General features: G+C 70.9%; 23 protein-coding genes and 1 pseudogene. 4 read left to right on the top strand and 20 right to left on the bottom strand.

Annotated elements, in window-relative coordinates:
* The first annotated feature begins 160 nt into the window (after positions 1–160).
* On the top strand, positions 161–811 hold the full coding sequence (locus tag AB0J57_RS00120) for a hypothetical protein (protein ID WP_366125614.1): 651 nt from the start codon (positions 161–163) through the stop codon (positions 809–811).
* 258 nt (positions 812–1,069) lie between these two features.
* Positions 1,070–1,330, top strand: coding sequence for a hypothetical protein (locus AB0J57_RS00115; RefSeq protein ID WP_366125613.1), 261 nt, complete (start codon positions 1,070–1,072; stop codon positions 1,328–1,330).
* Between the two features lie 165 nt (positions 1,331–1,495).
* Here the strand turns inward: AB0J57_RS00115 and AB0J57_RS00110 are convergent, their stop codons facing one another.
* A complete protein-coding gene (locus tag AB0J57_RS00110) occupies positions 1,496–1,630 on the bottom strand; it encodes a hypothetical protein (protein ID WP_366125612.1) in 135 nt (44 codons plus the stop codon).
* Positions 1,631–1,636: 6 nt separating this feature from the next.
* The gene (locus AB0J57_RS00105) at positions 1,637–1,906 is read right to left on the bottom strand and encodes a hypothetical protein (RefSeq protein WP_366125611.1); all 270 of its coding nucleotides are present in this window, start codon (positions 1,904–1,906) and stop codon (positions 1,637–1,639) included.
* A 148-nt stretch (positions 1,907–2,054) separates the two neighbouring features.
* On the opposite strand from AB0J57_RS00105, the gene AB0J57_RS00100 reads away from it, so the two are divergent.
* Positions 2,055–2,867, top strand: coding sequence for a methyltransferase domain-containing protein (locus AB0J57_RS00100; RefSeq protein WP_366125610.1), 813 nt, complete (start codon positions 2,055–2,057; stop codon positions 2,865–2,867).
* Positions 2,868–2,986: 119 nt separating this feature from the next.
* Here AB0J57_RS00100 and AB0J57_RS00095 read toward each other — a convergent pair whose 3' ends face one another.
* The 18 genes and pseudogenes from AB0J57_RS00095 to AB0J57_RS00010 all read right to left on the bottom strand — a co-directional run bounded on the left by AB0J57_RS00095 (position 2,987) and on the right by AB0J57_RS00010 (position 25,441).
* Positions 2,987–4,375: an AMP-binding protein gene (locus AB0J57_RS00095; RefSeq protein ID WP_366125609.1), complete on the bottom strand. Its 1,389-nt coding sequence runs from the start codon at positions 4,373–4,375 to the stop codon at positions 2,987–2,989.
* A gap of 354 nt (positions 4,376–4,729) precedes the next feature.
* A complete protein-coding gene (locus tag AB0J57_RS00090) occupies positions 4,730–5,113 on the bottom strand; it encodes a VOC family protein (protein WP_366125608.1) in 384 nt (127 codons plus the stop codon).
* Positions 5,114–5,293: 180 nt separating this feature from the next.
* Positions 5,294–6,220, bottom strand: a complete 927-nt coding sequence (locus tag AB0J57_RS00085) for an SDR family NAD(P)-dependent oxidoreductase (protein WP_366125607.1) — start codon at positions 6,218–6,220, stop codon at positions 5,294–5,296.
* 163 nt (positions 6,221–6,383) lie between these two features.
* On the bottom strand, positions 6,384–8,948 hold the full coding sequence (locus tag AB0J57_RS00080) for an FtsX-like permease family protein (protein WP_366125606.1): 2,565 nt from the start codon (positions 8,946–8,948) through the stop codon (positions 6,384–6,386).
* A gap of 127 nt (positions 8,949–9,075) precedes the next feature.
* Complete coding sequence (locus AB0J57_RS00075) at positions 9,076–9,858, bottom strand: ABC transporter ATP-binding protein (RefSeq protein ID WP_366126423.1); 783 nt, start codon at positions 9,856–9,858, stop codon at positions 9,076–9,078.
* A 153-nt stretch (positions 9,859–10,011) separates the two neighbouring features.
* Positions 10,012–11,442, bottom strand: coding sequence for a HAMP domain-containing sensor histidine kinase (locus AB0J57_RS00070; RefSeq protein WP_366125605.1), 1,431 nt, complete (start codon positions 11,440–11,442; stop codon positions 10,012–10,014).
* Complete coding sequence (cseB, locus tag AB0J57_RS00065; protein WP_366125604.1) at positions 11,439–12,131, bottom strand: two-component system response regulator CseB; 693 nt, start codon at positions 12,129–12,131, stop codon at positions 11,439–11,441. The genes AB0J57_RS00070 and cseB overlap by 4 nt, the downstream gene beginning before the upstream one ends.
* Before the next feature lie 455 nt (positions 12,132–12,586).
* Complete coding sequence (locus AB0J57_RS00060) at positions 12,587–13,081, bottom strand: hypothetical protein (RefSeq protein ID WP_366125603.1); 495 nt, start codon at positions 13,079–13,081, stop codon at positions 12,587–12,589.
* 272 nt (positions 13,082–13,353) lie between these two features.
* Positions 13,354–13,788: a nuclear transport factor 2 family protein gene (locus AB0J57_RS00055; protein WP_366125602.1), complete on the bottom strand. Its 435-nt coding sequence runs from the start codon at positions 13,786–13,788 to the stop codon at positions 13,354–13,356.
* A gap of 351 nt (positions 13,789–14,139) precedes the next feature.
* Entirely contained in the window at positions 14,140–15,180 is a 1,041-nt protein-coding gene (locus tag AB0J57_RS00050) for a vWA domain-containing protein (protein ID WP_366125601.1), read from the bottom strand.
* Between the two features lie 298 nt (positions 15,181–15,478).
* Positions 15,479–15,775: pseudogene (locus tag AB0J57_RS00045) on the bottom strand (contact-dependent growth inhibition system immunity protein); the annotation flags it as partial.
* A gap of 125 nt (positions 15,776–15,900) precedes the next feature.
* Positions 15,901–16,959, bottom strand: a complete 1,059-nt coding sequence (locus AB0J57_RS00040; RefSeq protein ID WP_366125600.1) for a hypothetical protein — start codon at positions 16,957–16,959, stop codon at positions 15,901–15,903.
* Between the two features lie 7 nt (positions 16,960–16,966).
* Positions 16,967–18,874: a ferritin-like domain-containing protein gene (locus AB0J57_RS00035; RefSeq protein ID WP_366125599.1), complete on the bottom strand. Its 1,908-nt coding sequence runs from the start codon at positions 18,872–18,874 to the stop codon at positions 16,967–16,969.
* Between the two features lie 37 nt (positions 18,875–18,911).
* Positions 18,912–20,366 carry a radical SAM protein gene (locus AB0J57_RS00030; protein WP_366125598.1) on the bottom strand — a complete coding sequence of 485 codons (1,455 nt, stop codon included), beginning with the start codon at positions 20,364–20,366 and terminating at the stop codon, positions 18,912–18,914.
* Positions 20,363–21,778: a hypothetical protein gene (locus AB0J57_RS00025; protein ID WP_366125597.1), complete on the bottom strand. Its 1,416-nt coding sequence runs from the start codon at positions 21,776–21,778 to the stop codon at positions 20,363–20,365. Before AB0J57_RS00025 ends, AB0J57_RS00030 begins: the two co-directional genes overlap by 4 nt.
* A gap of 37 nt (positions 21,779–21,815) precedes the next feature.
* The gene (locus AB0J57_RS00020; RefSeq protein ID WP_366125596.1) at positions 21,816–23,045 is read right to left on the bottom strand and encodes a hypothetical protein; all 1,230 of its coding nucleotides are present in this window, start codon (positions 23,043–23,045) and stop codon (positions 21,816–21,818) included.
* Positions 23,042–24,301 (bottom strand): hypothetical protein, encoded by a 1,260-nt coding sequence (locus AB0J57_RS00015; RefSeq protein ID WP_366125595.1) that lies wholly within the window; start codon positions 24,299–24,301, stop codon positions 23,042–23,044. The genes AB0J57_RS00020 and AB0J57_RS00015 overlap by 4 nt, the downstream gene beginning before the upstream one ends.
* Positions 24,302–24,652: 351 nt before the next feature.
* Positions 24,653–25,441: an alpha/beta fold hydrolase gene (locus AB0J57_RS00010; protein WP_366125594.1), complete on the bottom strand. Its 789-nt coding sequence runs from the start codon at positions 25,439–25,441 to the stop codon at positions 24,653–24,655.
* Positions 25,442–25,665: 224 nt separating this feature from the next.
* Here AB0J57_RS00010 and AB0J57_RS00005 point away from each other — a divergent pair.
* The coding region (locus AB0J57_RS00005; protein ID WP_366125593.1) for an alcohol dehydrogenase catalytic domain-containing protein at positions 25,666–26,216 on the top strand (551 nt) is incomplete at its 3' end.

The following is a 26,216-nucleotide window of genomic DNA, read 5'->3' as shown; positions in this document are numbered from 1 at the left end:
CCGCAGTAGGGACCGCCCGGCGGCGCCGGATGTGACAGGGCATGGGCCTCGGTGCGCCGGCGCGGGTCTGCTCCACCGCGGCGGTGGTGTCCCGAATATCGGCCGGCCGCTGACCATATTGACTGGTGCCCAAAGAAGCCGGGTTGCTACAACCAGGCGCATGGGAATCTGGACCGACGCCTTCGTCGCACCCGAACAGCCGACCCTGCTGCCCCGGGACCGGTTCGGCCGTCTCGTGGTCGACCTGGCGCGCGAACGTGTGGTCCGTACACCGTGGGCCCTGATCGCGGGCCGGCTCTGCGTCAACGCCAGCCTGAACTGGGGGAGCGTCAGCGGTCAGGCACGCTGGGACCGGCCCTCCCCGGGCACCGAGCTGCGCACGGAGGAGGTGCCTGGGGGCTTCCGGGACGATGATCCGCCGCCGTGGGGAGACTCGCATGAGCGAGCCCGTGTGCTGGCTCGCGGCGAGGCGATACTCGACGTGCTGCCCGCCCTGGAGCGGGCGCCGTACGGGGATGAGGACGTCGCTGTGGTCTTCGATCACCTGGATTTCGGCAACCGAGCCATCAGGGACTTCTTCCAGTTTGAGGACCAGCGCACAATGCTGGTCTGCTTCGCGCAGGCCCGACCGCAGATCCGGCCCATTGCCACCCGTGACGACGCGGAAACCAGTGGGCCGGTCCACCCGGTGCGTACGTGCATCGTCCACACCTTCAAGCTGGCAATGGAGGACGGGGCCGTGCCGGTGATCGTCTCTGTCGCCGGCCGTTACTTCGGCTCCGCGCTGGTCAGCGGCGAAACCAGAGGCTGAGTGCGCCTCACTCTCGGGCGTTGAGTACCGCTACTCATGCGGTCGGCGCCACTGCCTTCGTACCGTCGGCCCCATGAGGAAAAACCGCCGCGCCCCTGGTCCTGCTGCTGGCCGCCCTGACGACCACGGGCTGCTCCGTACTGGAGCCGGATTACCCCTCCGGCGACCCGGCGAAGCTCACCCAGCGCCTGACGGACCGCGCGCAATGGGCGTACGACGGCATGGCCCTGCCGCCCACAAGGCAGTGAACCCGTCTATGTGACCCCGGAGCATAGCTGCTACGCGGGCGGCTTCAAGATCGACGAGACCCTGCCCGACGTCGTTGACTTCCGCCTCAGATGGACGATCGAAGACATCCCGGCCGACGTCGCCCGCACCACGGAAGCACGCCTCCGCCGCCATTTCACCTCCGTCGGCTGGACCCTCACCCACGACGGCAATCGTCAGGTCAAGGACCACGACAAGCTCGGCTTCCGCTTTGAGGACCCCGCGACGGGCGACAAGTTCGACCTGGGGTGAAACAACTCGACCACCTCCCTCTTCCTGACGGGCCACACCCCCTGCGCGAAGGTCCCCCGGCCCGCGGCCGACACCCATTCGCCGCAGACCTGGACCCCGCAAGCCACCTGAGCCGGCCGGCAGCCAGAGGCCGGTGACACGGGCACGGGGCACGGCGAGCGGCGGTCAGTCCTTCAGCGCTGCCAGCAGGGTACGGGCGTCGTCGATCATGGCTGGGCGGGCGGTGGACAGGTCCAGGGGGCCCTGGACCGCCCGCCCGGTCACCTCGATGATCACCACCGCGTTGCGGTCGAGGACCACCAGCCCCTAGTAGCCGTCGTCTTCCGCGCTGACCGCGTAGGCCTTCTCACCCACGCCGCTCACCGGGACACGCCGGCCCAGGCTTTCAGGCGGTGCCATCAGCTCTCCGGGATCCTCGGCAACACCGTCCTCACGTACGTGGATCTTCACGAACGCCGAGACGTACTTGGCCGAATCGCCCGTTCCGCTCCCGCCCATGAAGGAGCAGGCGAGTCGTTCCGTACCCGAACCGAGCTGGTCCGTCGGCCCGCTGTCGGAGCGCAGCTCGCCGAACATACGGGTCACCGCCACTAGGCCCCGCTTCCGGCACACAGACTCATGGTCCGGTGAGCGTACGGCACACCAACGGCCGGTCTCGGTCTGACCGAGGGCTGCGGTGATGGCACCTTTACCAAAGGTGGGAACTAGCCGTTATCGTCGCCAGATGCCTGAGCCTTCCGAGAAGTTCGACACATCCATGGCCGCGTGGAAGGAGTGGCAAGACGCTCCGTGGGGACGTCTCCGTTACGCCGTTGCCGAGGCGAACCTGGTCCGTCACCTCGATGAGGTTACGGAGGGGTCGCTGCGGGTCCTTGACCTGGCCGGCGGGGACGGCGGCGACGCCGTGCGTCTGGCTGCCCGTGGGCATCACGTCACGATCGTCGACCACGCTCCCGCGATGCTCGCCGCGGCGGCCGAGCGAGCGGATCAAGGCGGTCTGACGGAGCGGATCACTTGCGTCCAGGCGGATGTGAACGCTCTGCCCGCCGACCTCGCTGCCGTTGAGTTCGACGTGGTGCTGTGCCACAACCTGCTGGCGTACGTGGACGAGCCCCGTCAAACGCTCGCCACGGCGCTCACCCCGCTGCGGCAGGGCGGGCTGTTCTCCGTGATGGCGCTCAACCGGCATTCAGCGCCGTTGACCGTCGCCGTGCGCCAGACGGACTTGGCCGCCGCGATTGCCGCGCTTGACTCCGACGATGGCTGGACCGAGATGTTCCACTCGGCGCTTACGCTGCACGCGGCCGAGGACATCATCCCCATCCTGGAGGGTCTCGGGTGCCGAGACGTGCGGCACTACGGCATCCGCAGCGTCTGCGACTACATCACCGACGACGCCCGCAAGTACGACCCGGCGTTCTACGACCACCTGGAACGCCTCGAACTCGCGATGACGGCGCGCCACCCATACATGCATACGGCTCGCCTTTTTCAGTTGACCGCGAGGAAAGGTGAAGTTCCCGACCGGAACGAGTAGACGAACCCCGGGACCGAGGTACCCTCGGCGCCGCCGCGCAGACGGTGTCCGAGCCTTCGTGGACGAGTAGCCCTTGTCGGCAACGACCTGCCCGCACCGGCTGAGGTCGGCCCTGCCGGTCACAGAGCGGACGGATCTTCGTGGCCGGCCCGTCCCGGTAGGTCCCTGAGACGCCCGGTCACCAGCAGGTTGCCATCCGGGGTGCGCTGCGCGAGGTGGCCGGTGTGGAGGTAGCCGTCGGTGGTGAAGGAGCGTGCGTTGTGGTCGGGCGCCCGGTAGTAGCCACGCAGGGTGTACGGGCCGCGGGTGAGGAGTTCGCCGGGCTGCCCGTCGGGCACGTCCTGGCCGTCGACGTCGACGATGCGGATCTCGTCGTCGGGCGAGAGCGGGCGGCCCTGTGTGGTGAGCGCGGTCTCGTCCGGATCGGCGGGCCGGGTGAGAGTGAGCAGCCCCTCAGGCATGCCGAAGACCTGCTGTAGGCGGCAGCCCAATTCGGGGCCTATCCGTTCGGCGGTCGCCCGGTGCAAGGGCGCGCCGCAGATCTGTACGAGACGGAGACTGCTCATGTCGGCTTGGGCCGTGGGAAGTGCGTCGAGCCAGAGCTGGGCGACGGTGGGCACCACCGACGTGATGGTGACCCGCTCTCGTTCGATGACCGAAAGGCATTCGGCGGGGCCCGGCTTCTCGACCAGGACGACGGTGCCGCCGACGGAGAGGACGCCGATGATGCCGGGGCAGCCGAAGGTGAGGTTGAACTCGGCGGGCAGCGCGGCGAGATACACGTCGTTCTCGGTGAGCGACACGAGCTCGGCGGCGGCCCGCGCCTGGTACGCGTAGTCGTTGTGGGTGCGCGGAACGAGCCTGGGCACCGCGGTGGCACCGCCGGAGAGCAGGAGGAACGCCACCTGCTCGGCGCTCTGCGCAAGCGCCGGCTCGGGTGGGGCGTCGATGGAGCCCAGCGGGAAGTACTGGCAGCCCGACGGGTCGGTCGTATAGCCGCCGTACGGGGACGAGGCGCCCGGCGCCTCAAGGGTGAACACGCGCCGCAGGAACGGCCCATGAGCCGCGATGTCCGCGGCCATCGCCGTGTGGTCGAAGCCCTCGTACGCCGAAGGGCCGACGTAGCCGACGGCCTCGGTGACCCGCACGAGGTGGGAGACCTCGGTCGCGCGGTGCGAGACCGGGCAGAACACGGGCACAGCGCCGACGCGCATCAGTGCGAACACGGTGATGACGAACTCGGGGACATTCGGTAGCTGCACGACGACTCGTTGCCCGGCCCGGAGGCCGCGCAGCCGGAATCCGGCGGCCATACGGTCCACGCGCCGGTTCAGTTTCGCGTACGTGAGGCGAGTGTCGCCGTGCACGAGGGCGGTGCGCGGTCCGTACTGCAGGGCCCAGCCACGCAGCAGGTTGTCCAGCGTATTGCCACGCCAGTGCCCGGCCGCCCAGTAGCGGTCGACGAACTCCTCGGGCCAGGGCGTGAAGCCGTCGAGCATGGATGCCATTCGCCTTCTTCTGTGCCAGTTTCTGAACCGGAAGCGGCGGGGCGTGCCTCGCCACGGCCGCGACGCCCATGGCCCCGGCCTCCGGTCGCAGAGGCCACCCCATTGCCGGGAGCAAGGCCGCCGTCTCGACCTTGGCAATCCAAACTGTCAAGACCCCTGCACGCAATGTGCTTTCCCGACCATGGACGCTGGATTGCATCGGCAGAATGTCCAATGAGCGCCGCTGACCAGGAGAAACGATGGGGCTGAAAGCGACGGGCCCGGCCGGCCCGCCGCTACGACATCCGCGGCCCCGATGAGCAACCCCCGCCCCCACCCGCACGACCAAGCGGCTCGGAGTCAGCACGTACGTGGTCAGAGGGGCTGGAGCCGGGTGTGCAGGAGGCAGAATTCGTTGCCTTCCGGGTCGGCCAGGACGTGCCAGCTCTCGGTGCCGGTCTGGCCGACGTCTGCGGGCCTGGCACCGAGGGCGAGCAGCCGCTCCAGCTCGGCGTCCTGGTCGCGGTCGGTGGCGTTGACGTCGATGTGCAGTGGAAGCTTCCCGGTGCGCGGGTCGCTGGTGGGGCTGAGGACGAGGGTGGGCTGCGGGCCGCCGAAGCCGGTGTCGGGCGGCCCGATCGCGATGCTTCCGTCGTCCTCCCGGCCGAGTTCGACGTAGCCGAGGACCTTGCTCCAGAATGCGGCGAGCCGTTCGGGGTCGGCGCAGTCGAGGACCAGCTCACTGATGCGGCATGCCATGCCCGACAGTGTACGTACGCCCGAGAGCCGGCCCTCGGCCACCAACTGACCAGGCGCTCCCGTCGGCGGTTCACGCCGGCCGGTTACCTGCGGATGTACTCGCGAGACAGCCCCGCTGGGCGTGGGGAACGGCCACGATGGTGACCAGGTGCGTCTCGCGTCGAGGAGCCGTCACCGGACTCAGCCGCGGATACGGGCCGGTCGGCTGCGGGCGGTCACGAGATGGTGCAGCAAGCGCGGGCAGAGCGCCTTGATCGTGTCGACGAGCCGGTAGTGGCGGGGTACGCAGACTTCGAGCCGTGGGCGGTCGATCAGGCGGACCACTGTCTGAGCAACCCTCTCCGGGGAGATCAGATGGCGCCGAAGACGCCGGCGAAGAGGCTGCAGGTCGGGGGAGTCGAAGAAGGGGGTGTCCACGATGCCGGGGTGGACCACACTGAAACGGACGCCGCTGGAGCTGTACTCGGCGGCCAGCGTCTGGGTCAGTGCGGTGATGGCGGCCTTCGCTGCGGAGTACCCGCTGTGCCCCCATGGTCCCGTCTTCGTGGACATCGAGCCGATGTTGATGACGTGTCCAGCCCTCTGCTCGATCATGCCGGGTAGTACGGACCGGATGGCGGTGACTGCCGCGAAGTAGTGCACCTGCATCATCTGGCGGTTCTCCTCCAGCGCTTGGGACAGGAAGGGCTGGTAATGGCCCGAGCCCGCGCAGTTGACGAGGATGCGCACGGGACCGCTGTCCCGGCTCAGCCGGGCAAACGCGGCCCTTGCGGCCCGGTCGTCGGAGACGTCCAGGGCGACAGGCACACTCGGCGCCCACGCGCCGAGCTCCCGCGCCAGGCTGTACAGAGCGTCGTGCCTGCGGGCGATCAGAACGGTGGGATGACCTCGCTGGGCAAGAAGCCGTGCCGTCGCCTGTCCGATGCCGCTGGAACTGCCAGTCACCACGGCCAGGCCGGCGTTCCCCAGCGACCGCCTCGTCGAACGCTGCCAGGGCAGAGCTGACCGTGATGACCGGCTGTTCAACCCAGTGTCCAGAGGACCTTCGGAACCGTCACGCTCGGTCCGTACCAGCCCGGGCGGGTTCACGTCCTGTGTGTCGTCCACGCGGTGCATAACGCGAGGAGGTGACGCCGGGTTGCGCACCGGCGGACACCGGGCCGCGATGGGCCGGCAGCCAGTCAGGCCCGGCGACCGCCAATGACGATCGTTACGACGACCGGCACTGACGACGCCAGGCCTCCGGCAGCGGCCGGTCGGAGGCCGTGCGTCACGTCTCCGCGACGGCTTCCAGCGGACTCAGGGCGGCGGCCCGGCGGGCCGGGACCGTGGCAGCGACCGCGCCGATCGCGGGGGAGGCCAGGCATACGAGGAGCAGCGTGCCCCAGGGCAGCGCCAGGGAGTACTCCTCCATCGCGCCGTTGGCCAGCGAGCCGACCGCCCAGGCGCCGAACACCCCGCCCACCAGGCCGAGGAGGGTGCCGAAGGTGGCGACCGTCACCGCCTCCAGGCGGATCATGCGCCGGATGCCGGCGCGGTCCATGCCTATGGCGCGCAGGGCGCCGATCTCGCGGGTGCGTTCGGCGACCGACATGGCCAGGGTGTTGACGATGCCCAGCGCGCCGATCACGGCGCCGATGGCGAGCAGCCCGTACATCACGTTCAGCAGGTCGGCCATGGTGCCGGCGGCCTCGGCGACGAGTTGCTCGCGGTCCTGGACCTTCAGCAGCGGGCTGTTGCCCACGGCGGAGCGCAGGCGTCCCTCGACCGTCTTCGAGACCGTGCCGCCGTCGGTGCGGACGAGGATCCGCTGGACGGAGCCGGGCAGGAAGCTGTTCTTCGCCACCTCCGTACGGGCGCCCAGCGCGTCCCGGGCGATGGGGGTGTCCTTGTAGACGCCGACGACGGTGTACTGCCTGAACTCCTGGTTTCGGCCTATGCGGGCGTTGAGCCGGCCGCCCGTGGTCACGCCCTGTTCTCGTGCGACGGTGCTGGAGACGGCTATCCGGCCCGGCCCGAGCGCTGTGAGGGAGCCGCTGACGAAGTCGAGCTTCATGACGGCGTTCACGGTGCCGGGATCGACGCCGGAGATCTCCCGGACCCCACCGCCGGTGAACAGGGTGGAGTCCGTGACGGCGCTGGTCGTCCGTACCTCCGGAGTGTCGGCCACCCGCTGCACGGCGGCCGGGTCGATGCCGGTCGTGGGGGTGCGGGAGCCGATCACGTAGTCGGCGGCGAGACCGGCCGCGGCCTGGCGGTCGAGCGCCTGCCCGGTGGAGTTTCCGATGACGGCGAGCCCGGCGACCAGCGCGGTGCTGATCAGCAGGGTGGCGGCGGTGGCCGCGGTGCGCCGCGGGTCGCGCAGCGCGTTCCGGCGGGCGAGATGGCCGGTGATGCCGAAGCGGCCGGTCAGCCGTCCGGTCAGCCGGATCACCGGGATGGCGAGCAGCGGCGCCAGCACGATCAGGGCGGCGACGAGGAGGGCGCAGCCGAGCATCGCGTCCCGCAGGTTCTCCTCCGAGGCGTCCTTCGCCCCCGTGAGCGAGATCAGCCGGCCGGCGCCGAGGACGAGGAGGGCAAGGCCCATCACACCGCGGGTCCGGGACCGGGTGGGGGAGAGCGGCTGTTCGGCCGTGCGCATCGCCTCGATGGGCGCGACCTTCGCCGCCCTGCGGGACGGCAGCCACGCGGCGAGCACGGTGACACCAACGCCCACGCCGAGCGCTGCCATGACCGAGCGCGGACCGATCACCAGAGGGCCTTGGGGTAGCGTGTTCCCGCCGGTGCCCAGGACGTCGGGCAGCACCGAGGCGATGCCGAGGCCGAGCAGGAAACCGGCCGCCGATGCGACGAGGCCGACCAGGAGAGCCTCCAGGAGGATCGACCGGGACACCTGGCGGCGCGAGGCGCCGATCGCCCGCAGCAGCGCGATCTCACGGGTGCGACGCGCCACGAGCATGGTGAAGGTGTTGACGATGAGGAACGAGCCGATGAACAGCGTGACCCCGGCGAAGACCAGCGGCAGCTTCTCGTAGCCCCTGGTCAGGGTGTCGACGAGGATGGCCTGCTGGCCGGCCTGGGCGGCGCCGGTGGTGGCCTCGGCACGGTCGGCCGGGAGCACGGCGGTGACCCGGCGGGCGAGTTCGGACGGGGTGGTGCCGGGCGCGGCGGACAGGTCGATGCCGGTGTAGTGGCCCGGAGTCGCGAACAGTCGCTGGGCGGTCGCCCTGTCGAACAGGGCGAGGGTGCCGCCGGCGGTCACCCGGGTGTCCGTGGTGGTGACGATGCCGACGAGCCGCTTGGTCATGACCGGGCCGTCGGTGGCCAGTGTGATCGTGTCGCCGATTCGGAAGCGGCCGGCGGCGGCGGTGCCGGTGTCCACGGCGAGTTCACCGCTGTTCGCCGGGGCGCGGCCCTCGGCCAGCGGATAGCGGCTGTCCTCGCCGTCCTTGCCCGGTACGTAGGCGGCGGCCAGGTTCGACCATGCCTTGCCGGCCCGCAGCGGGGTGCCGTCCGCCGCGTTCAGGGTGGCCGAGCCGTCGGCCGACGGTCGTACGGCGGCGACACCGGGTACGTCGGCCAGTTGCCGCGCGAGCGCGTCGTCGAGCACGCCGGCCTGCCGGTCCGCGGGCGCCCCGGGCGGGGGTTCCTTCGCGGTCACGGTGACCGCGATGTCGGCGAAGTTCTTCGATGCGGCCGCACGGTGGGCCGCGGCGGTGGAGTCGGCGAAGACGAGGGTGCCGCAGACGAACGCGACCCCCAGGCAGACCGCGAGGACGGTCATGACCTGACGGGCCTTGTGCGCCAGGACGTTGCGCAGGGCTGTTCTCAGCATGGGTGGCTTTCGGAGATACGGGCTCGACGGATGCGAGCGGGGGAGCGGGCGAGCGCGCGGGCGGGCGGGCTGGTTCCGTCCGGGGGCGAAGGGGAAAGGCGAAAGTCGAGGGCGATGGCGAGGGCGGTCAGCGGATGCGTGAGTGGGTGTCGAAGCCGGGGGTCTGCGGGCCTTCCCCGGACAGACGCAGCATCCGGTCGAGGACCCGGTCCGGGGTGGGGTGTGCCATCTCGTCGACCAGGCGGCCGTCGGAGAAGAAGACGACCCGGTCGGCGTAGCCGGCGGCGACGGGATCGTGGGTGACCATGACAACGGTCTGGCCGAGCTCGCGTACCGAGTCGCGAAGGAAGCCGAGGACCTCGGTGCCGGCGCGGGAGTCGAGGTTGCCGGTGGGCTCGTCGCCGAAGACGATCGCGGGGCGGGAGGCCAGGGCACGGGCCACCGCGACGCGCTGCTGCTGCCCGCCGGAAAGCTCTGCGGGCCGGTGACCCAGGCGCTGGGAGAGGCCGACCATGGAGACCACGCGGTCCAGCCACTCCGGGTCGGGGCGGCGTCCGGCGATGGTCAGGGGCAGCGTGATGTTCTCCAGCGCGGTCAGTGTGGGCAGCAGGTTGAACGCCTGGAAGACGAAGCCGACCCGGTCGCGGCGCAACTGCGTGAGCCGGCGGTCGTCGAGGGTGCTCAGTTCGGTGGTGCCGATGCGTACCGAGCCGGAGCTGGGCGAATCGAGCCCGGCGGCGCAGTGCATCAGGGTGGACTTGCCGCAGCCGGAAGGACCCATGATCGCGGTGAACTCGCCCTCCCGGAAGGCGATGCTGACCCGGTCCAGGGCCACGACACGGGTGTCGCCACTCCCGTAGACCTTCGTCAGATCGGCGGTGGCGGCCGCGACCCCGGGCGTGGGGAGCAGCGCGTGGGGGGCAAGGCTGTTGGCGGTCACGGGGGACTCCTCTTCGAGTGCGGAAAGGCGCACTTCGAAGGGTGCCCGGAGAACGTATCGGGGCCTGAGCCGGTGTGTATCGGCGCCCGCGCCGATTCGTATCGGTTCTGTAGGGACGGGTGGTCAGGCCGGCAGACGCAGGGTGGCGACGGCGCCGCCGTCCGGAGCGTTGTCCAGGCGCAGCTCGGCGCCGAGGAGCCGGGCCTGTCCCAGGGCGATGGTCAGCCCCAGGCCGTGCCCCGAACCGCGCTCCGTCGCGCCCGTGTGGAAGCGGCGCGGTCCGTGGAGCAGCAGGTCCGGAGGGAAGCCGGGGCCGTGGTCGCGCACGACGACCGTACGGCCCTCGACGGTGACCCGCACCGGCATGGCTCCGTGCCGGTGGGCGTTGACGACGAGGTTGCCGACGATCCGCTCCAGGCGGCGCGGGTCGGTCTCCACGGTTTCCGTGGTCTGGGCGCCCCCGGCGCCATCCTGTGCCCCGGAGGCCTTGGAGGCTCCGGCGGCGGCCCCGGCTGCCGATGCGGCCCCGGCGGCCCTGACAGCCTCCGCAGTCCCGCCGGCCTCCGCGGCCCCGTCGGCCTCCGCGACCTCCGTGGCCCGGGTGCCTTCCGCGCCCTCGGCAGCCGCGGCGACGGTGACTTCGGTGCCGAGGCCGGTGCGCGCCACGGCCTCGGAGACGACGGCGCCGAGCGGCACCCGGGCGCGGACGGGCTGCTCGGCCCCGGCGTCCAGGCGGGAGATCTCCAGCAGGTCCTCGACCAGGCCGCGCAGATCGCGCACTCGGGCCCGCAGCAGGTCCTCCGTCTCTCCTGGCGGCAGCAGGTCGGCGGCTGCCAGCAGTCCACCGACGGGGGTGCGCAGCTCGTGCGCCACGTCCGCGGTGAACTGGCGCTCGGTGCGCAGCCGTCGGCCGAGACTGTCAGCCATCAGGTCGACGGTGGCGGCGATCTCGGCCACCTCGTCGCGGCCCTTGGTGGGCCCGGTCCGGGCGTCCAGGTCCCCGGCGCAGATCCGGCCCGCGGTCTCGGAGACCCGCCGCAGCCTGCGGGCGACCAGTCCGGCCCCGTAGACCGCCACTGGCGCGGCCGCCGCGAGCGCGACCAGCGAGGCCACCGTCATGGTCGCGTCGAGCCGGCGCAGGGTGTGCAGCTCCGAGCTCATGTTGACCTGCACGGCAAGCACCGGGCTGCCCGGCCCACCGGTCCGCTGCCCGGCCCAGAAACTCGGCCCCGTATTTCCCTCGACGCGCCCGTCGTAGACCGCATGCCGGTTACCGTCGGCCGGGTCGCGCAGTGTGGCGGGCAGCGCGGCAGGGTCGAGTTCGGCACCGTCCGCGAGCGTTCCGGTACGCCGGTAGACGTCCATGGCCGAGTAGAGCGTGTTGAGCGCCTGTGCCCGGGCCCGGTCACGGATGTCGTGCGCGGTCCATACGTGCACCAGCACGCCCACCGCCGCCACGACCAGGCAGGCCGTGACCGCGGCGAGCGCGGCGATCTTCCAGCGCAAGGACGCACCGGCCTGCCGCAGGAGGTGGAACGGACGCACCGGCCTCATCGCCTGAACTTGTAGCCGAAGCCACGGACCGTCTCGATCCGGTCCCGCCCCAGCTTCCGCCGCAGCCGCTGCACACACAGGTCCACAACCCGGCTGTCACCGTCCCAGCCGTACTCCCACACGTCGCGCAGCAGGGTGTGCCGCTCCAGTACGACGCCCGGATGGGCGGCGAACTCCAGGAGCAGCTTCAGCTCGGTCGGCGTCAGCGCCACCGGGCTTCCCGAGACGAACACCTCCATGCCGGCGGTGTCGATGCTCAGGTCCCCGAACACCAGCACCTCTCCCTCGGGCGGCGGCCCCTCACCCGCGGCCTGCCCGGGTCCGGGGAGGGGCGCGTAGGTCGCCCGGCGCAGCAGCGAGCGGATGCGAGCGACCAGCACGTACGTGTCCACGGGCTTGACCACGTAGTCGTCCGCGCCCGCCTCCAGACCGGCGACGACATCGAGTCCGTCGCCGCGAGCCGACATCATCAGAACGGGCACCAAGCTGGTCTCGCGGACCCTGCGGCACAGGCCGATCCCGTCCAGACCGGGCAGCATCACGTCCAGGATCAGCAGGTCGAAGCTCTCCTCGCGGAAGAGCTCCAGTCCCGTGAGTCCGTCGGCCGCGGCCTTCATCTCGTAGCCGTAGCGCTCCAGGGCCACGGTGAAGGACCGGCGCATCAGGTCGTCGTCCTCCACCAGCAACACGCGAACAGGGCGCAAAGAGGCCCCTGCCGGGGCGGACGAGGACACGGGCGGATGGCTCCTGTTCGACGGTCCGGGCGACACAGCGGTCCCGGCTGCGCTCACGACCCACGACTCACGCACGGCCGGCGACCCGAAAGGAACGATACGGCAGACACCGGGCGCATCGATCGCGTCACCCAGCGGACACGCACCACACTCGCCGCGGCCTCATCCCTCTGCGAACCCCCAGGTCAGGCCGGGTGGCACCGGTACGGCCACCTTCCGGGCCCCGGGCGCTCCAACACCTGTCAGCCTCGCCTCGCTGTGGCCGACGCGACGATTCGATGGCCAACCAAGCGCCACCTGATACGCACCGGATACAAAACGCGTCCCTCACTAGGACGCCGCACGTCAGTCGGGGCCACGAGAGCTCCGCCCAGGCGAAGACATCTGCCGCCGCCCATCGACAGGGCCCCTCACATTGCAGCCATGGCGCTACCCGCCCGCGCCGCGAGCCTGCCGGCCTCAGCGACAACGTCGGCGTCGATCTGCGCGCGCGTCCTCTCGCCGTACTCCAAGGTGTCGTACTCGTCGTCGAGTTCGGCGAGAGTCTCCGCCGGCGGAAGTTCGTGACCGAAGTGTTGGTGAACCTGAAACGCCAGCTCGCGCGGTGTCAGCTCACCGCCGAGAAGCCGACGTGCCAGCGCTCGCACAGCGGCTTCCTGGCCTGCAAGGCTCCCCGGCGGACAGAACCCGAGCCCAAGTTCCTCAAGCGCTGCCGGGAGGAGATCGGGGACGTCATAGTCGGCCTCTCCACGCGTACAGGCTGCCAAGACGCGCAAGGCAGGAGTGTCGAGTCCCGCGACGAGCGCATCACATGCAGCCATGACGACATCATGGGCGCACGCCTCCCCAATGCTCCAGAGAGCAGCACGGTCCTGCAGGTCAGCGGCAGCACGTTCGGTCAGCATCGAAGCAGCATGCCGTGCGGCGTCATCCACGTCGAACGGATGGACGCCTGTCGGTGCGTCACAGCCGACTCGCGGCTCGACCGTGGCACCCCCACACGGCAGGCCCCGGGGGAGGCCGGCGTCGCGTTGGCGCCTTGGTCCCGGCGGTGCTTCGCCATGCGCGTGCAGGCCACCGAGAGCACGCGCCGACGATGGAGCGGAGGGTGCCGTTTACGCCGGAGGACCGCGCCACCCGCAGGGGGTGACGCGGTCCTTGGTGTGTGGTGGGGGTATCAGGCCAGTCCGTCGCCCCAGCCGCTCTGGATCATTGTTTGGAACGCCCAGGTCCCCTTGCGCCGTACGAGGATGTCCGCGTACCGCAGTTGATGCTTCTCCCCGCCGGTGGTCATGGTCGAATCGGTGAATACCACCGCCATCGACGGGCTGAGGAAGACCGGGGCCCGGGTGGACTCGAAGGACATCTCACCGTCTCCTCCGTCGCCCATGAGCTGGCTCATGGTCTCGACGAACCGGGCGCGGTCCCACTGGGCGGTGCGCCCGTCGCCCGCCAAGTCGTCGCTGACCAGGTTCAGCGGGAAGACCGCCATGTCGGCCATGCGTTCGATGTCGCGGCGCGCGCTGGCGGCGTCGTACTCGGCGAACCAGGCTTCCAGGCTCGAGCGGTCCTCGGCGGAAGGGGTGAAACCGGTGTCGGGCAGGATGGTCAAGCGAGCTCCTCGTCAAGTTTGACTAGCTGACGTTTACGATAGTCCCGCCGGCCCAGCTAGTCAAACTTGAATAGAGGGATTTTGTTGCGGAGACGGAAGCCTGTGTGCTGATCCCCTGCACTCGCGGGCGTGTGTGTACGCGGCGGTAGGCCGGTGGGCGTGACCTGCTCACCGAGCCCTACGAGCGCCTCCACTTCGTCGGCGAGCCAATCGACATCCAAACCCGCGGCCGGTCGATCGCGAACGGCGGGCTGTCGAGGCTCTGGTCGGTGTGCGCCGGAGGCCACCGTGGCCCCCGTGGCCCCGAGTCAGGGAACCCCCGCCGGTCGGACCGGCGGGCGTTCCGAGGCGTCAGCGCATCAGCAGGAGCCGGGTGTGCGGTACCAGCTTCCGGTTCACGCTGGTGCTCTGCACGAAGATCGTGAAGTCGTCGTTGTGGTCCGGCTTGACGCGAACTTCGCTGTCCGGCAGGCCGAGCAGGGCTCGGGCCTCCGGCCCCGAGTACACCCGGTCCGTCTTCTTCTCCAGCACCGCGATCTGCTTCCGCGCCTGTATCTTCTCCGACTTACTCAACTGATAGAACGCACAACCGGTACGGAAGGTGTGCCCGGATTCGACGACCCAGTCCCGGATTCCCGCCGCGCGCTCCACCGGAAGCAGTTGGTACTCCGACGGATCCACCGGTGTGAGGCCGGCTGCCTTGATGGTGTCCTTGTTGACCGTCTCCGCACCCGTGGAGAACACCGCCCGCGAGCCCCGGATGCCCTGGGTGCGGCCCACCATGAACTTCTCGGTCGCCTGCTGGATGACCTGCCCGGCCTCCTCCAGACCCTGGGTGCTCGTGGCGTCCCAGATGGCGATGTTGTCCTTCGGGAACCCGCACTGCATGGCCTCGCGCTTGCCCATCTGGTCCGGCACAAGCACGGCCAGCGTCCAGTTGTCCTCCTGCGTCTCGATCATCCTGGCCACGGCCTGTACCAGTTCACGCTGATTCCTGGAAGGGGCATCCGGGCAGCGATGACTCGCGTTCTCCTGGCCATCGGTCAGTACGAACGTCAGGAAGCTGTGGTCTCCGTACAGTTGAGCCGTCTGTGCCAGCTCCCGCTGCGACTTGAGCGTGGCCGCCAGCAGCGCCGTCATTCCACCGACCTGGTACAGATGCTTCAGGGACGGCATCCGAAGCACGTCCTTGTCGTAAATGACGCACTCCACCTTCTCCGCGAAGACGTAGACGGTGACGCGGGTTTCCTGGTCCAGTTCCTCCGACCGGCGGGCCAGATAGGCGATCTGCTGGTCGGCGACTTCGACGACCTTGCGGCTCAGATGCGACATGGACGAACTGGCGTCCAACACAAGGGCAACGTGATTGATGTAGTTCTGGTTTCCGGACAAGACTGCTCCCCCTCTTCCGACTCGATGCTCCGATCCTCGCACCCACCACTGACAATCGATCTTGGATCCAGGCAGGGTGCGCCCCCCCCGGTGACGGAGCGGCGACGGACGGGCGGGGGCACGCGGTGTACGGGCACGGCGCGGGGCGGGGGCCGGGTGTCGGTCTGTCAGTGGGGCGTTTGGAGATGTGCTGTGAAGCGGGCGAGTTTTTTTCTGTGCTGCCGTGGGGCATCTCCGTGAGTGCTGCCTGCGGAAGGGTGGTGATGAGTGTGCGGAGCAGGTCGGCGAGGTCCGGCAGCATGGTCCAGGCGGTGGCTGGGGCGTCGACCGTGGCGAGGAGCAGGTCGCCTGCGTAGAAGTAGGCGTCCAGCAGTGGCTCCTCGAGTAGCAGGTGCACTGCGAGTGGCAGGACGTAAGGCAGGCCCACCCGCTGTGAGATGAGGGTGTGCAGGTCGGCGGGACGGAGTTCGCCCAACGGCTTCGCCCTCAGCGTGTGCACCTTGCGGACCAGGGGAGTCGCGTCAGCGGCTGGAGCGCTCCAGCGGGGCCGGTCCAGTTCGTCGAGGCTGCGGTCGAGATGTAGCAGGCGGTCCATAGGGCTTATTCTGCGCGGCACCGGACCGGCCGGATCGTCTGCGCCGCGCCCCTCCGTGGCTGAGACGGATATGACTGCCGTTCCGGCTGCGACTGGCCCCCAGCAGCATGAAGCGGCCCTCGGCATCACCCCGACCGGCAGGCGTCGAGCTCGTGCTGCCACGCGGGGGCGGGGAACGCCTGGGGGTAGAGCCGGGCGCAGGTGGTGAGGTGGTCGCGGAACGCGGTGCGCAGGCGGGCCGTGTAGTGGGCGCACAGACGGTCCGCCGGGGTGCCCGCGGCAGCGGAGTCGATCACGGCGGCGGCCAGGACGGCCGTACGCAGGGCCTGGGCCGTACCGGTGCCGCTGAGGGGGTCGTAGCGGATGGCGCCCGCGCCGACGAGGAGCAGGCCGGGGGTCCGGCCGGCCGGCGGGGCCGCCGGGGCGTGGTGGAGGCGGGGCGCGGCGGGCAGGGCGACGGCGGTGCGGGGCGGCTGCGCAAGTCGCGTCGCCAGGGGGCTGCGCGCGAGGAGGCGGCCGAGGTGTCGCGCCGGGTGCTCGACCGGGCCGGGGACCATCGCCTGGAGCAGGGCGTTGCCGTCGCCGAGCGGAGTGAGGTGGAGCCAGGCGTCGTCGGTGCGCTCCAGGCGGGCCGTGGTGTCGTCCTGCCCGGCCGCGCAGGGCGCCTCCCCGGCCAGCAGGTGCCGTCGCCCGGCCGTCCAGTACGCGCCGTCCCGGTCGGGCGGGGTGGCGGTGACGGTCCACTGCGGGACGGTCGCGTCAGGCGGAACGGGCGGGACCGGCGCGTCGCGCCGTACCGGGCGGTCGGGCGGTCCCGCCGGGTCCGGCTCCTCCGACACGGCGTCCGGGTAGAGGTCCGCGAGGCGCCCCAGCAGCCGCCGGGCGAGCCGCGCGCCGTCCACAACCGCCGCCGGCTGCGGCAGGGGCGGGTCGGCGTAGCGGTCGGGGGTCCAGCGAGCGTGCCGGTGGGTGAGGCGGTGGCAGTCGGCGGTCGGTCCGTCCGCCGTCTTGGTGCCCCACAGGGCGTGGAGGAGGGCGAGAGTGTCGTCGCCCAGGAGCAGTGGGCGGGGTCCGCCGGGCGGGCGGGGCCGGAGCCGGACCCGGTGGCCCCGCGCCGCGAGCAGCCAGGCGCAGGTCAGTTCGGCGAGTCCGGATCCGGCGATCGCGACGGTGGTCGGCCTCACGGCATCCTCACAGGATGAGGTCGGCGATCAGGGCCTCGGTGGTGGCCCGGTGGCGGGCCATCATGCCGCGCAGGTCGGCGCCGTCGAGCGAGCCGATGGTCTCCTGCAGTTGCCGGGCGGCCCGTGCGGCGGCGAGGGTGACCTGACCGTCGGCGAGCGGCGTGACGACGCCAGGTGGTGGGATCTGGAAGCGGGGGGCGACCTCGCGGGAGGCGAGGAGGTGGTTGACCTCGTGGAGGTTGGTCATGGCCCGCCGGGCGTGTTCGATCAGTACGCCGCCGGCGCGGTCGCCCAGGGCCAGGGTCTCCTTCATCGTGCCGAGCAGCACGGCGTAGTTGAGCTCCGCGAGTTGCAGGAGCTGCTGGTCCACCGGATCCGGGGTTTTGTCGAGCCTGCGCAGGTATTCTTCCTCGGCGAACTCCGCGAGGTGTCCCTTGACCGCTTGGAACCGCTCGAAGTGGTTCACGCCCTCGTCGATGATGAGTTTGATCAGGTGGGAGAGCCGGTCGGACTGCGGGAACAGGTCGGGGCGCTTGACGATGGTGTGGTGGAGGCGGATGTACATGCCGTCGATGCCGTCCGGGTTGAGCTCGTCGCTGGCTTTCTCCACCTGGATGAACCAGTCCAGTTGGGCGGCCGTGAGCGGCTTCAGCTCGAATACCTGCCCGGTCTGGCGCTGGATGACCATGCCCGGGGGTGGCGGGTCGAGCTTGTGTGGCCTGCCGAGCACGCCGAGCACCTCGTTGACCCATCTCAGGTGGCGCATCTCGTCCAGCGCGATGGAGAACACCTCAGTCGCGGCTGCGTGGAACTGCGCGATGGGCGACTGGGGGTTCGTGCCGGGCGCGAGTGTGGTGGGGGCATCGAGCGAGTAGTGCGCGTACAGGTATTCCAGGCACAGGGCGTGCTCGACGTCGGCGAGCCGCTCCAGTTCGTCGATCACCTTCTCGCGGGTCATCTCGTCGACGTCGAACGGGGTGCCTGGGCCCAGGGAGTCGTCCTCGCGGCCGTTGAGGACGACGGGCAGCACGTTCCAGTTGGTGATCAGGGCAGGGTGGTCGAGTTCGTCGTCCTCCCGATCGGCGATGTTCGGCGTGTCCAGCGTGGGCGGGGGCAGGGTGCGGTCCGAGCGCTGGAAGTTGAGGGGGTGGAAGCGGCCGTCGGGGCTGGCGGAGATGTCGGGTTTGGAAGCGGCCCAGTAGTAGCAGCCGCATTCGCGGAAGTCGTACTGCCAGGGAGCGCACAGGCTCCGGGTGAGGTCTCCGGGCAGGTAGACGTCGGGGTCGATGACTCCGTCGGGGTCCAGGTAGGCGGCCCGGTCGGCGATCAGGACGGCCGCCTCCACCCTCCCGTCGTCGTCGCGCTGCACCGTGGTGTCGTTGTTCATGCGCCAGGCGTTGAGGCCGCCGGGCACGATGTTCGCACCCGGGGACTGGCTGCCCGGGGTGGGTCCGAGCAGGATGGCGATCCGGCCCGGCAGCAGGTCGTGGACGCGGCGCCAGAGCGCGAGACCGCTGCGGGAGGAGGCGTGGAACACGGGAGCCTGGGACTCCGGCTGGTCCACGGCAGTCCGCCCGCACACCGCCCACAGGTGGAGCCGCCACGGGTCGCCCGCGACGCCCGAGCCCAGGTCGGCGGTGGTCAGGTCCAGTACGGACGGGGCCCCCTCGGTGACGCCGATCAGCCGCGAGCCCAGGCCGTGGTGGAAGTCGAACAGCAGGCCCGGGAAAAAGGCCTTGTCCAAGTTGCGCTGGTCGAATTCGAGACCGGGGAAACAGTTGTCCACGCCGCTTTCCGGGCGGGAGCCGGAAGGGTTTCCCGGGACCGCGTAGTCGGCTCGTGCGGTGAGGTTGCGGGCAAAGATCTTCCCTTCGGGTACGGGGAGGTCCACGCTGCCGGGGATGGGGTTGTTCACGGTCGGCTCCTTCGTCCGGATGGGGTCACAGGCACGGTCAGCGGGCCAGTCCGGCAGGGTCGCCGGGCAGGTCGGACGGAGTCGTCCGGCGGAAGAACTCCGGTGCGCTTTCAGCGAGTTCGACGTACGCGCGCAGGCAGAAGGCCAGCCAGCCGCGGATGTAGTCGCAGCCGGGGCGGCCTCGCCGGGCGACCTCGTGGTAGCAGCCGCCGCCGCACAGGTAGCGCGCCCAGCAGGACCGGCAGGGTTCCGCCCGGTCCACGTGGCGGGCCGCGAGGTGCTCGGCCCGCGCGGCCCGGTCGGGTCCGCCGACGACGGAGCCCATCCGGAATGCCGGATCGTCCACGAGCCGGTGGCAGGCGTACAAGCCGCCCTCCGCGGAGGCGCTGAGATAGCCGGCGCCGGCGCCACATGGGTAGGGGCGGTGACCACCGGTGTGGAGTTCGTACATCGCGGTCTGGAAGTTGCCGAAGGGGTACGGCCGGCCCGCGGCCAGCGCGGCCAGCGCCGCCTCGCCGCATTCGGTCATCTGCTCCAGGAACCCGGCGAAGGCGCTCGCGCCGATCTCGTAGGCCGGGTCGGGAGCACTGACCACCGCGGCGAAGCCGACCTCGTCGAAGCCGAGACCGATCCCGTGCTCCAGGACGTCCTTGAGCCGCCCGGTGTACGGGGTCACGCTGACCCGGGCCGACAGGTGGCGCGGCCGCCCGTGCCCGTTCAGCACCTCCAGCCCGGCGCGCAGCCGGTCGTACGCGCTGCCCCCGCCGGGCGCCGTGCGCAGCGCGTCGTGGCCGGCGCGGTCGCCGTCGAGGCTGACGGCCACGGTGAACGGGTGCGCGGCGAACAGTTCGGCGTCCTCGGGCCGGACGGTGGTGAGGTTGGTGGTGAGGGCGAAGCGGACCGCGTGCCCGGTGTCGGCGCCGGCCCGGGTCGCGTAGTCGACCACGTCGTGGACCAGTGCGCGGGCCAGGAGCGGTTCGCCCCCCATGAAACCGACGACCACTCCGGCTCCGGGTGCGGCTTCGGCGAGGAGCCGGTCGACGGCGGCGAAGGCGGTCTCGCGGGGCATGGCGCGGGCGTTGCCGCCGAACCGGCCCTCGTCCGCGTAGCAGTGGCCGCAGCTGAGGTTGCAGGCCTGCATCACGTTGAGGGAGAGGGAGGCGAGCGGGGGCACTGCGGCGGGGCTGCCGTCGATGCGGGGTGTGGGGATTCCCGCCGCGCCCCACAGGGGCAGTCCCAGTTCGGCGGCAAGGGCGGCGTCCGCCGCCGGATCGTGAGCCGCCGCGCCCGCGGCTGCCGTCCAGGCCTCCAGCCGGGCGGCGGTGGCCTCGGGCACGTCGTAGATACGGCTTCCGTCGGCCACGAACAGGTGGGCTCCATGGGCGCTGCGGAAGACCCTGGTCTCGGCGGGGAGTCCGGGGCGGGTACTCTCCGGGCCCGGCTCCCGCTGCGGTTCCGGGGGGCGGCGGCCGATCTGGAGCAGGACGCTCACGATCCCTCCTGCACGTTGGCGCGCACGGAGCGGGCCCAGGCCACCAGGAGGTCGTACTGGCGGCGCGTCAGGTGCATGGGGAAGGCGTCGGATCCGCGGACGGCCACGGGCATGCGGCGGTCGTACCAGCGGTCCTCGGTGGCGGGCGGTCTGACGAACTGCTGGATGAAGTTGGGCTGTTCGCGGATGAGGTCCTCCAGGACCTCCAGGGCGGGGAAGCGGCGGTGCTTGCGCCGGCCGCGTTCCGTGAGCGCGAGGGTGATCCCGGCCAGGGGCACCGGTGTGGGGAAGGTACGGGCGCGCGCCTCGGCGATCGGACTTCCCTCGTCCTGAGCGTTGTCGATGTTTTCGCCGGTGGCGCGCTGGTTCTGGGCGTCCACGTTGACGGAGTCCATGGCCTCCAGGGCCCGTTCGAACAGGTCGCGCACCTCCAGTGCGGTGAGCTGCTGGTTTTCGGAAATGTACGTGGGCTCGCGGACCTCGGCGCGCTTGACCCGGTCGGTCAGGCCGTCGGCCAGGGAGGTGAAGGGCCTGCGGTCGGGGGCGAAGTCGGGCGGGGTGACGACGATGCGGGCCCGGGCGGTGAGCTCGCCGACGGTGACGGTGACCAGGCCGTCGCACACATCGTCCACGAGCCCGAAGCTGACTCCGCCGTCCTGGGCGGACGCGCCCGCGAAGAGGCCGCTCGGCGCGGTCCGCGGGTCAGGGTTGCCGGCCGCTCTGAACTCGCACCAGCGGGAGTTCGGGGAGAGGAACAACTGCTCGGCGGGGAGCGGATACCGGTCGGTGCGCTCGAGCAGGTTCGTGGGGCCGTAGACCAGTCCGGCGGCGGGGGTGAAGCGCAGCCGCAGTTCGGGAAAGGCGGCGCTCGGCCGCGGGATCTGAACCGAGCCGAGCGGGACGTGCCGTCCAGGGGGTACCAGGGGCCGGGCCGCCGTCTGCGGGGAGCGTCCTTCCAAGGGCCTCCTCTCGTGCTGGTTCCCGGCGACCTCCACGGTCGCGTCGATCCGGTCGTCCTCGGCCCGGGTGCACTGGTGCGCCTTGAGATTGGCGACCTCCACCTTCCACCGCACGTCGGCGAGGGTGAGGCCGAAGGCGTCCAGCACCTCGGTGGTGATCCGGCCGTCGTCGCGCACCCCGTCGATGACCCACGAGCCGTGCACTTCGAAGAACGGGCAGATGGGCCGCCATCCGCGCTCGTCCTTGAATCGGACCCGGTTGCCCTGGGGTGCGCGTTCCGTCACGGTGCCGTCGTCGGCGACGACGAGCGAGGGCGCGGGCAGGACCACGGTCTTGCCGGTGCCCCGGGGGGTCAGGTCGTTGGGCCCGTAGCGGTAGTTCTCGCAGGGCTCGGGGGACGGACCCAGCCGGGCGAAGGCCAGCGGCGGGTAGAGCCACATCTTGTCGATCACTGTGTGTCTCCGTTTCCATCGAGGAGAGGGGATGTGTTCACCCGAAGACCTCGGCCCCCGCATAGGGAGCGGCGTCCCGCACCGGCGGGACGAGGTAGGTGCCGCCGGCCCGTACGGTCAGCAGCCGGCCTGCCGGACCGGCCGCGCCGGGCTGTCCACCGAAGTTGACACCGCCCAGCCAGCCGCGCTGGGTGAGAACGCGCAGCACCCGGTCGGGGCTGTCCTGGAAACTGATGAAGTTCAGGCCGACGCGGAAGCCGGGCGTGGCCGCGACGGGTTCGAAGAACTCATAGCCCTGGCGGAACATCCGCAGCGAGCCGGCGAGATCGGGGGCGTCGCCGCCGCTCAGGTTGGCCCGGCGAACGTGGGCGGCGAGCAGCACGGGGTCGTCGGTGGGGCCCGGCTCGATGAAATCCTCGTTGCCGGGCTGGGTGACTTCGGTGGTACCGGCCACCGGGCAGCCGGCGGCCGGTACGGGCAGCCCCTCGGGGTCCGTTCCGGTGAGCGGGGCACCGGTGAGCTTGTCCCGGCCGACCAGCAACTCCTGCTGAGTACGCGGCAGATGGTGCCACTGGTCCAGATCGACGGCGAGCCTGAGGAAGACGAGGTAGGTGCCGCCGATGGTCCAGGTGTCGGAGCCGGCCTCGGCATCCCCGATGGAGATGACCCCTTCCCGCTCACTGCTCTCCAGGTTGGACACGCCGTCGTGGAAGCCGATCCAGCTACGCAGATCGTCGCGCTGGAAGCCGGTATGGATCCCCGCGATCTCCAGCGGCGCCATCCCGGTGCGGCTGTCCCGTCTGCCGCCGAGCAGCTTCCACACCTCCAAGACCGCGCGGGACACCGCGAGCTGCGTCGCGGCGGTGAACTGGAGGCAGAACTCCTCGGTGGCGTCGTTGCGGACGATGTCCGAGGCGTACGGAAGGCCCGCGCCGACCAGCACAGGGCCGCCCCCGGTGGGCAGCGGGGAGCGGAAGCGAAAGCGTCGGCCGAGCGCGGCGGGACAGGCGACGCGGGCACCGGGAATGTCGAAGGCCTTGGGCCCGAAGCCGAGGAGGAACTCAAGGTCCCCCGTCGGCACCGGGTGACCGGGCAGCTCACCGACGCGCCCTTCGGCGAGGTCGCCCAGCATCCCGGCCACCTCGCGCAGCGCGCCGTCCACCGCGGCGGAGTCCGCCGCGGGGTCGGCGCGCAGGAACACCAGCGCGAGATGCCCGGGCGGGCGGCGGCCGGGGGCGTGGTAGATCCCGTCCTGGAGGGTGCTCATCGGCGTCCACGCGGGCCGGCGGGCGGGGCGGGCTGTCCGGCGGCCTCGAACGCCTCCTTCAGCGGACGTACGACGTCACTGCACACGTCCGCGTCGCGGCACCGGATCGGGCCGGGCGGATCCGGCAGGACCACGAAGTCCTCCGGCGGGACCTCCGAGGTGGCGCCGAGCGCGGCGAAAGGACCCACCTGGACGTGGCGTACGACCTGGTAGCCACCGGTGAGCGGGTCTTCCGACTCGCCCTCGACCACGGTGATGTCGTCGAGGAAGTGCGGGTCCGCGTCCCCGGGGCCGAACTCCAGCCGCTGGTGGAGCCCTTGGCGGCCGCGGCTGAACCGGATCCACGGATCGGGGACCGGCCCGCCCTCGAACTGGAACACCTCGGTGGTGAACGCGTGGATGTACATGCCGATGGGGTCGGCGAAGGACACGGTCCGCCCCTCGAAGGCGGCGCCCGCCGCGGCCATCGCGGCCGCCGGGTCGGCGTTGCGGCAGGCCAGTGCGGCGAGAGGAGGGTCCTGGCGGAAAATCTGGTCGCGTCCGGCCGCTTCCAGCGCACCGGTGGCGGTGCGGCGCGCGTAGGGCTTGGCGCCGAACATCACGATGTAGAGGAGGTCGTCGAGCCCGTTGATGGGGTGCGCCATGAAAAGGGCGTTGACGGCGTTGAGGGAGCCCAGGGGATCGGCCGGGACACCGGCATTCCGGAGGTCGGGGTGTCCTCCGTGACCGGTCATCTGCCGGGCGAACGCCACCCGGCGCTGTGCGGGGCTGAGCGGCTTCGGATTGGCGACCGCAGGACCGTAGAGCTCCTCCCAACGGGGTGGTTCGCCGCCGAGCGTGTCGGTGAGGATGTCCCGCAGCAGGTCCGGGGCGTCCTCGGCGAGCACCTGGTAGTACTCGGGCAGCTCGGTGGTGACCTGGACCCGCTTGGGGCGCAGGTTGCCCTGCCGGTCGGGGGCGGTGACCACCGCGTACTCGCAGTACTCGTTGTGGAGCGCGCGCCGTCCACGGACGCCCCAGTCGGACAGCTTGCGGGCGGTCGTCTCGTCGAAGCAGAACTCCGGCTCCGCCGGGTTCCCGAACCAGGTGACGGCCACCCGCTGGGCGTCCGGATCACCGGGTTCGAGCGTGAAGTACGGGCTTCCGTGGAGAGGTTCGAGGCGTTTGAACTCATCCTCGACCACCTGGTTCCAGCGGTCGAGGACACCGGGAGTCAGTTCGTCGGCGAATCCGGGAGCGGAGAACGATGAGGGCATGTCGGCACCTCCCGGCGGGTCGCGGGACCCGCAGGCGACGTAGGGCACGAGCGTGATCGTTACGCACCGTATCGAACGGAATGCGCAGCGCCATCATTGGCGCGCCCGGGATCACCTGCCGCGCGTCCGGCACACTCCCGCCCCTCCTCCCGAACCGGCGGATGCGCCGGCGGCGGGGCCGGTGGCCTGGATTGAGGCTTCACCCCATCGGCATAGCAGGGGATTGAGCCGGTCCAGTGAGTGGGGAGCGACGGCCGTTGGCAACGCCGCCCCCACGCGCACCGGCCGACCGGCCGGTCCGGCGCACAGCGGGTGCGTCCAGGTCGCCCTGACCGGTGCCCCTGGGGTCTGTCACCCGGCGACCGGAGCGGGGAGCAGCCGGTCAGTCAGGGTGCGGGTGACTTCGGCGTGGTGGGCGGTCAGGTAGAAGTGGCCGCCCGAGAAGACGTCCAGGGTGAACGGGCCCTCCGTGCACGCGGCCCAGTGGTGGAGTTCCCCCACCGGGACGCGGGGATCGGAGAAGCCGGTCATGGCATGGATGGGGCAATCCAGCAGGGGGCCGGGGGTGTACCGGTACGTCTCGGCCGCCCGGTAGTCGGCGCGGATCGAGGGCAGGACCAGGCTGAGCACCTCGGGGTCCCCGAACACCGGGGTGTCCGTACCGTCGAGCGCCATGATGTCGGCGACGATGTCCTCGTCGGACAGTTGGTGCAGCCCGTCGTCCACAACCCGCTGCGGCGCCCTGCGCCCGGAGGCGAAGAGCGCGGCCGCGCGGTGCCCGGATGCCTGGAGGCGGCGGGCGACCTCGTACGCGAGCGTGGAGCCCATGCTGTGACCGAAGAGCGCGAACGGCGTGCCGCTGTCCGGTGCCGCGGGGGCGGTCAGGACCGGGAGCAGGGCCTCGGCGGCGCGGTCCGCCAGCTCGGCCATGTCCGTGATGTTCGGCTCGCCGCGCCGGTCCTGGCGTCCCGGGTACTGCACCGAGAGCACTTCGACGCCGGGCGCCAAATCGCGGGACAGGGCGTGGAAGAAGCTGGCCGACCCCCCGGCGTGGGGGAAGCAGACGAGGCGTACGTCCGCGTCGGGTGACGGGTGGAAGCGCCGTATCCAGGCACCGCCGTCGGCATGACTCTCGGACATCGCCACCTCGTGGGATCTGTGGGGAGAAACGTCGGGCAGTGACGATGGCAGCGCGGGAAGCGTCACCACAACCCCTAACCGCAGGTCAGCGAGGTCGTTAGGGGGTGCCGGGAGATGAGGGGGGAGCCATGACTGGGGTTCTCCCGGCGGACGGGGTGTGCCTAGCCTGCCCGAAGATCCGGGCGATTCCGCCGACTTCCGTCTTGCTCCGCGAGGGACCCACCGTGAAAGAGATCACCAGCGCCATTGTCTCCGGTACCGCGGGGGCCGAGGACTTCGCGGCCCTCCCGCTCCCGGAGAGCTACCGCGGAGTCGTCGTCCGCAAAGGCGACGTGGGCATGTTCGAGGGCATGGCCTCGGCGGACAAGGACCCCCGCAAGTCCCTTCACGTCCAGGACGTACCGACACCGGAACCGGGTCCGGGTGAGGCCCTCGTCGCCGTCATGGCCAGCTCGGTGAACTACAACACCGTGTGGAGTTCCATCTTCGAACCGCTGCCGACGTTCGGTTTCCTGGAGCGGTACGGCAGGCTGTCCGAGCTGACCAAGCGCCACGACCTGCCGTACCACGTCCTCGGCTCGGACCTGGCGGGCGTGGTGCTGTGCACCGGCCCGGGTGTCAACGCGTGGAGGCCCGGGGATGAGGTCGTCGCGCACTGTCTGTCGGTCGAGCTGGAGTCGAGTGACGGCCACAACGACACGATGCTCGACCCCGAGCAGCGGATCTGGGGCTTCGAGACCAACTTCGGCGGCCTCGCGGAGATCGCGCTCGTCAA

It is taken from the genome of Streptomyces sp. NPDC049837 (genome assembly GCF_040674455.1).
Lineage (GTDB): Bacteria > Actinomycetota > Actinomycetes > Streptomycetales > Streptomycetaceae > Streptomyces.
The sequence above is the reverse complement of the archived record's forward strand: the minus strand, read 5'-3'. Positions and strand labels throughout refer to the sequence as shown.

What these genes read in the sequence shown, in the direction of transcription:
- AB0J57_RS00120 (WP_366125614.1), top strand. Translation starts at nt 161, where the DNA reads ATGGGAATCTGGACCGACGCCTTCGTCGCACCCGAACAGCCGACCCTG.
- AB0J57_RS00105 (WP_366125611.1), bottom strand. Translation starts at nt 1,906, where the DNA reads ATGTTCGGCGAGCTGCGCTCCGACAGCGGGCCGACGGACCAGCTCGGT.
- AB0J57_RS00100 (WP_366125610.1), top strand. Translation starts at nt 2,055, where the DNA reads ATGCCTGAGCCTTCCGAGAAGTTCGACACATCCATGGCCGCGTGGAAG.
- AB0J57_RS00095 (WP_366125609.1), bottom strand. Translation starts at nt 4,375, where the DNA reads ATGGCATCCATGCTCGACGGCTTCACGCCCTGGCCCGAGGAGTTCGTC.
- AB0J57_RS00090 (WP_366125608.1), bottom strand. Translation starts at nt 5,113, where the DNA reads ATGGCATGCCGCATCAGTGAGCTGGTCCTCGACTGCGCCGACCCCGAA.
- AB0J57_RS00080 (WP_366125606.1), bottom strand. Translation starts at nt 8,948, where the DNA reads ATGCTGAGAACAGCCCTGCGCAACGTCCTGGCGCACAAGGCCCGTCAG.
- AB0J57_RS00070 (WP_366125605.1), bottom strand. Translation starts at nt 11,442, where the DNA reads ATGAGGCCGGTGCGTCCGTTCCACCTCCTGCGGCAGGCCGGTGCGTCC.
- AB0J57_RS00060 (WP_366125603.1), bottom strand. Translation starts at nt 13,081, where the DNA reads ATGCTGACCGAACGTGCTGCCGCTGACCTGCAGGACCGTGCTGCTCTC.
- AB0J57_RS00020 (WP_366125596.1), bottom strand. Translation starts at nt 23,045, where the DNA reads ATGAGCACCCTCCAGGACGGGATCTACCACGCCCCCGGCCGCCGCCCG.
- AB0J57_RS00015 (WP_366125595.1), bottom strand. Translation starts at nt 24,301, where the DNA reads ATGCCCTCATCGTTCTCCGCTCCCGGATTCGCCGACGAACTGACTCCC.
- AB0J57_RS00010 (WP_366125594.1), bottom strand. Translation starts at nt 25,441, where the DNA reads ATGTCCGAGAGTCATGCCGACGGCGGTGCCTGGATACGGCGCTTCCAC.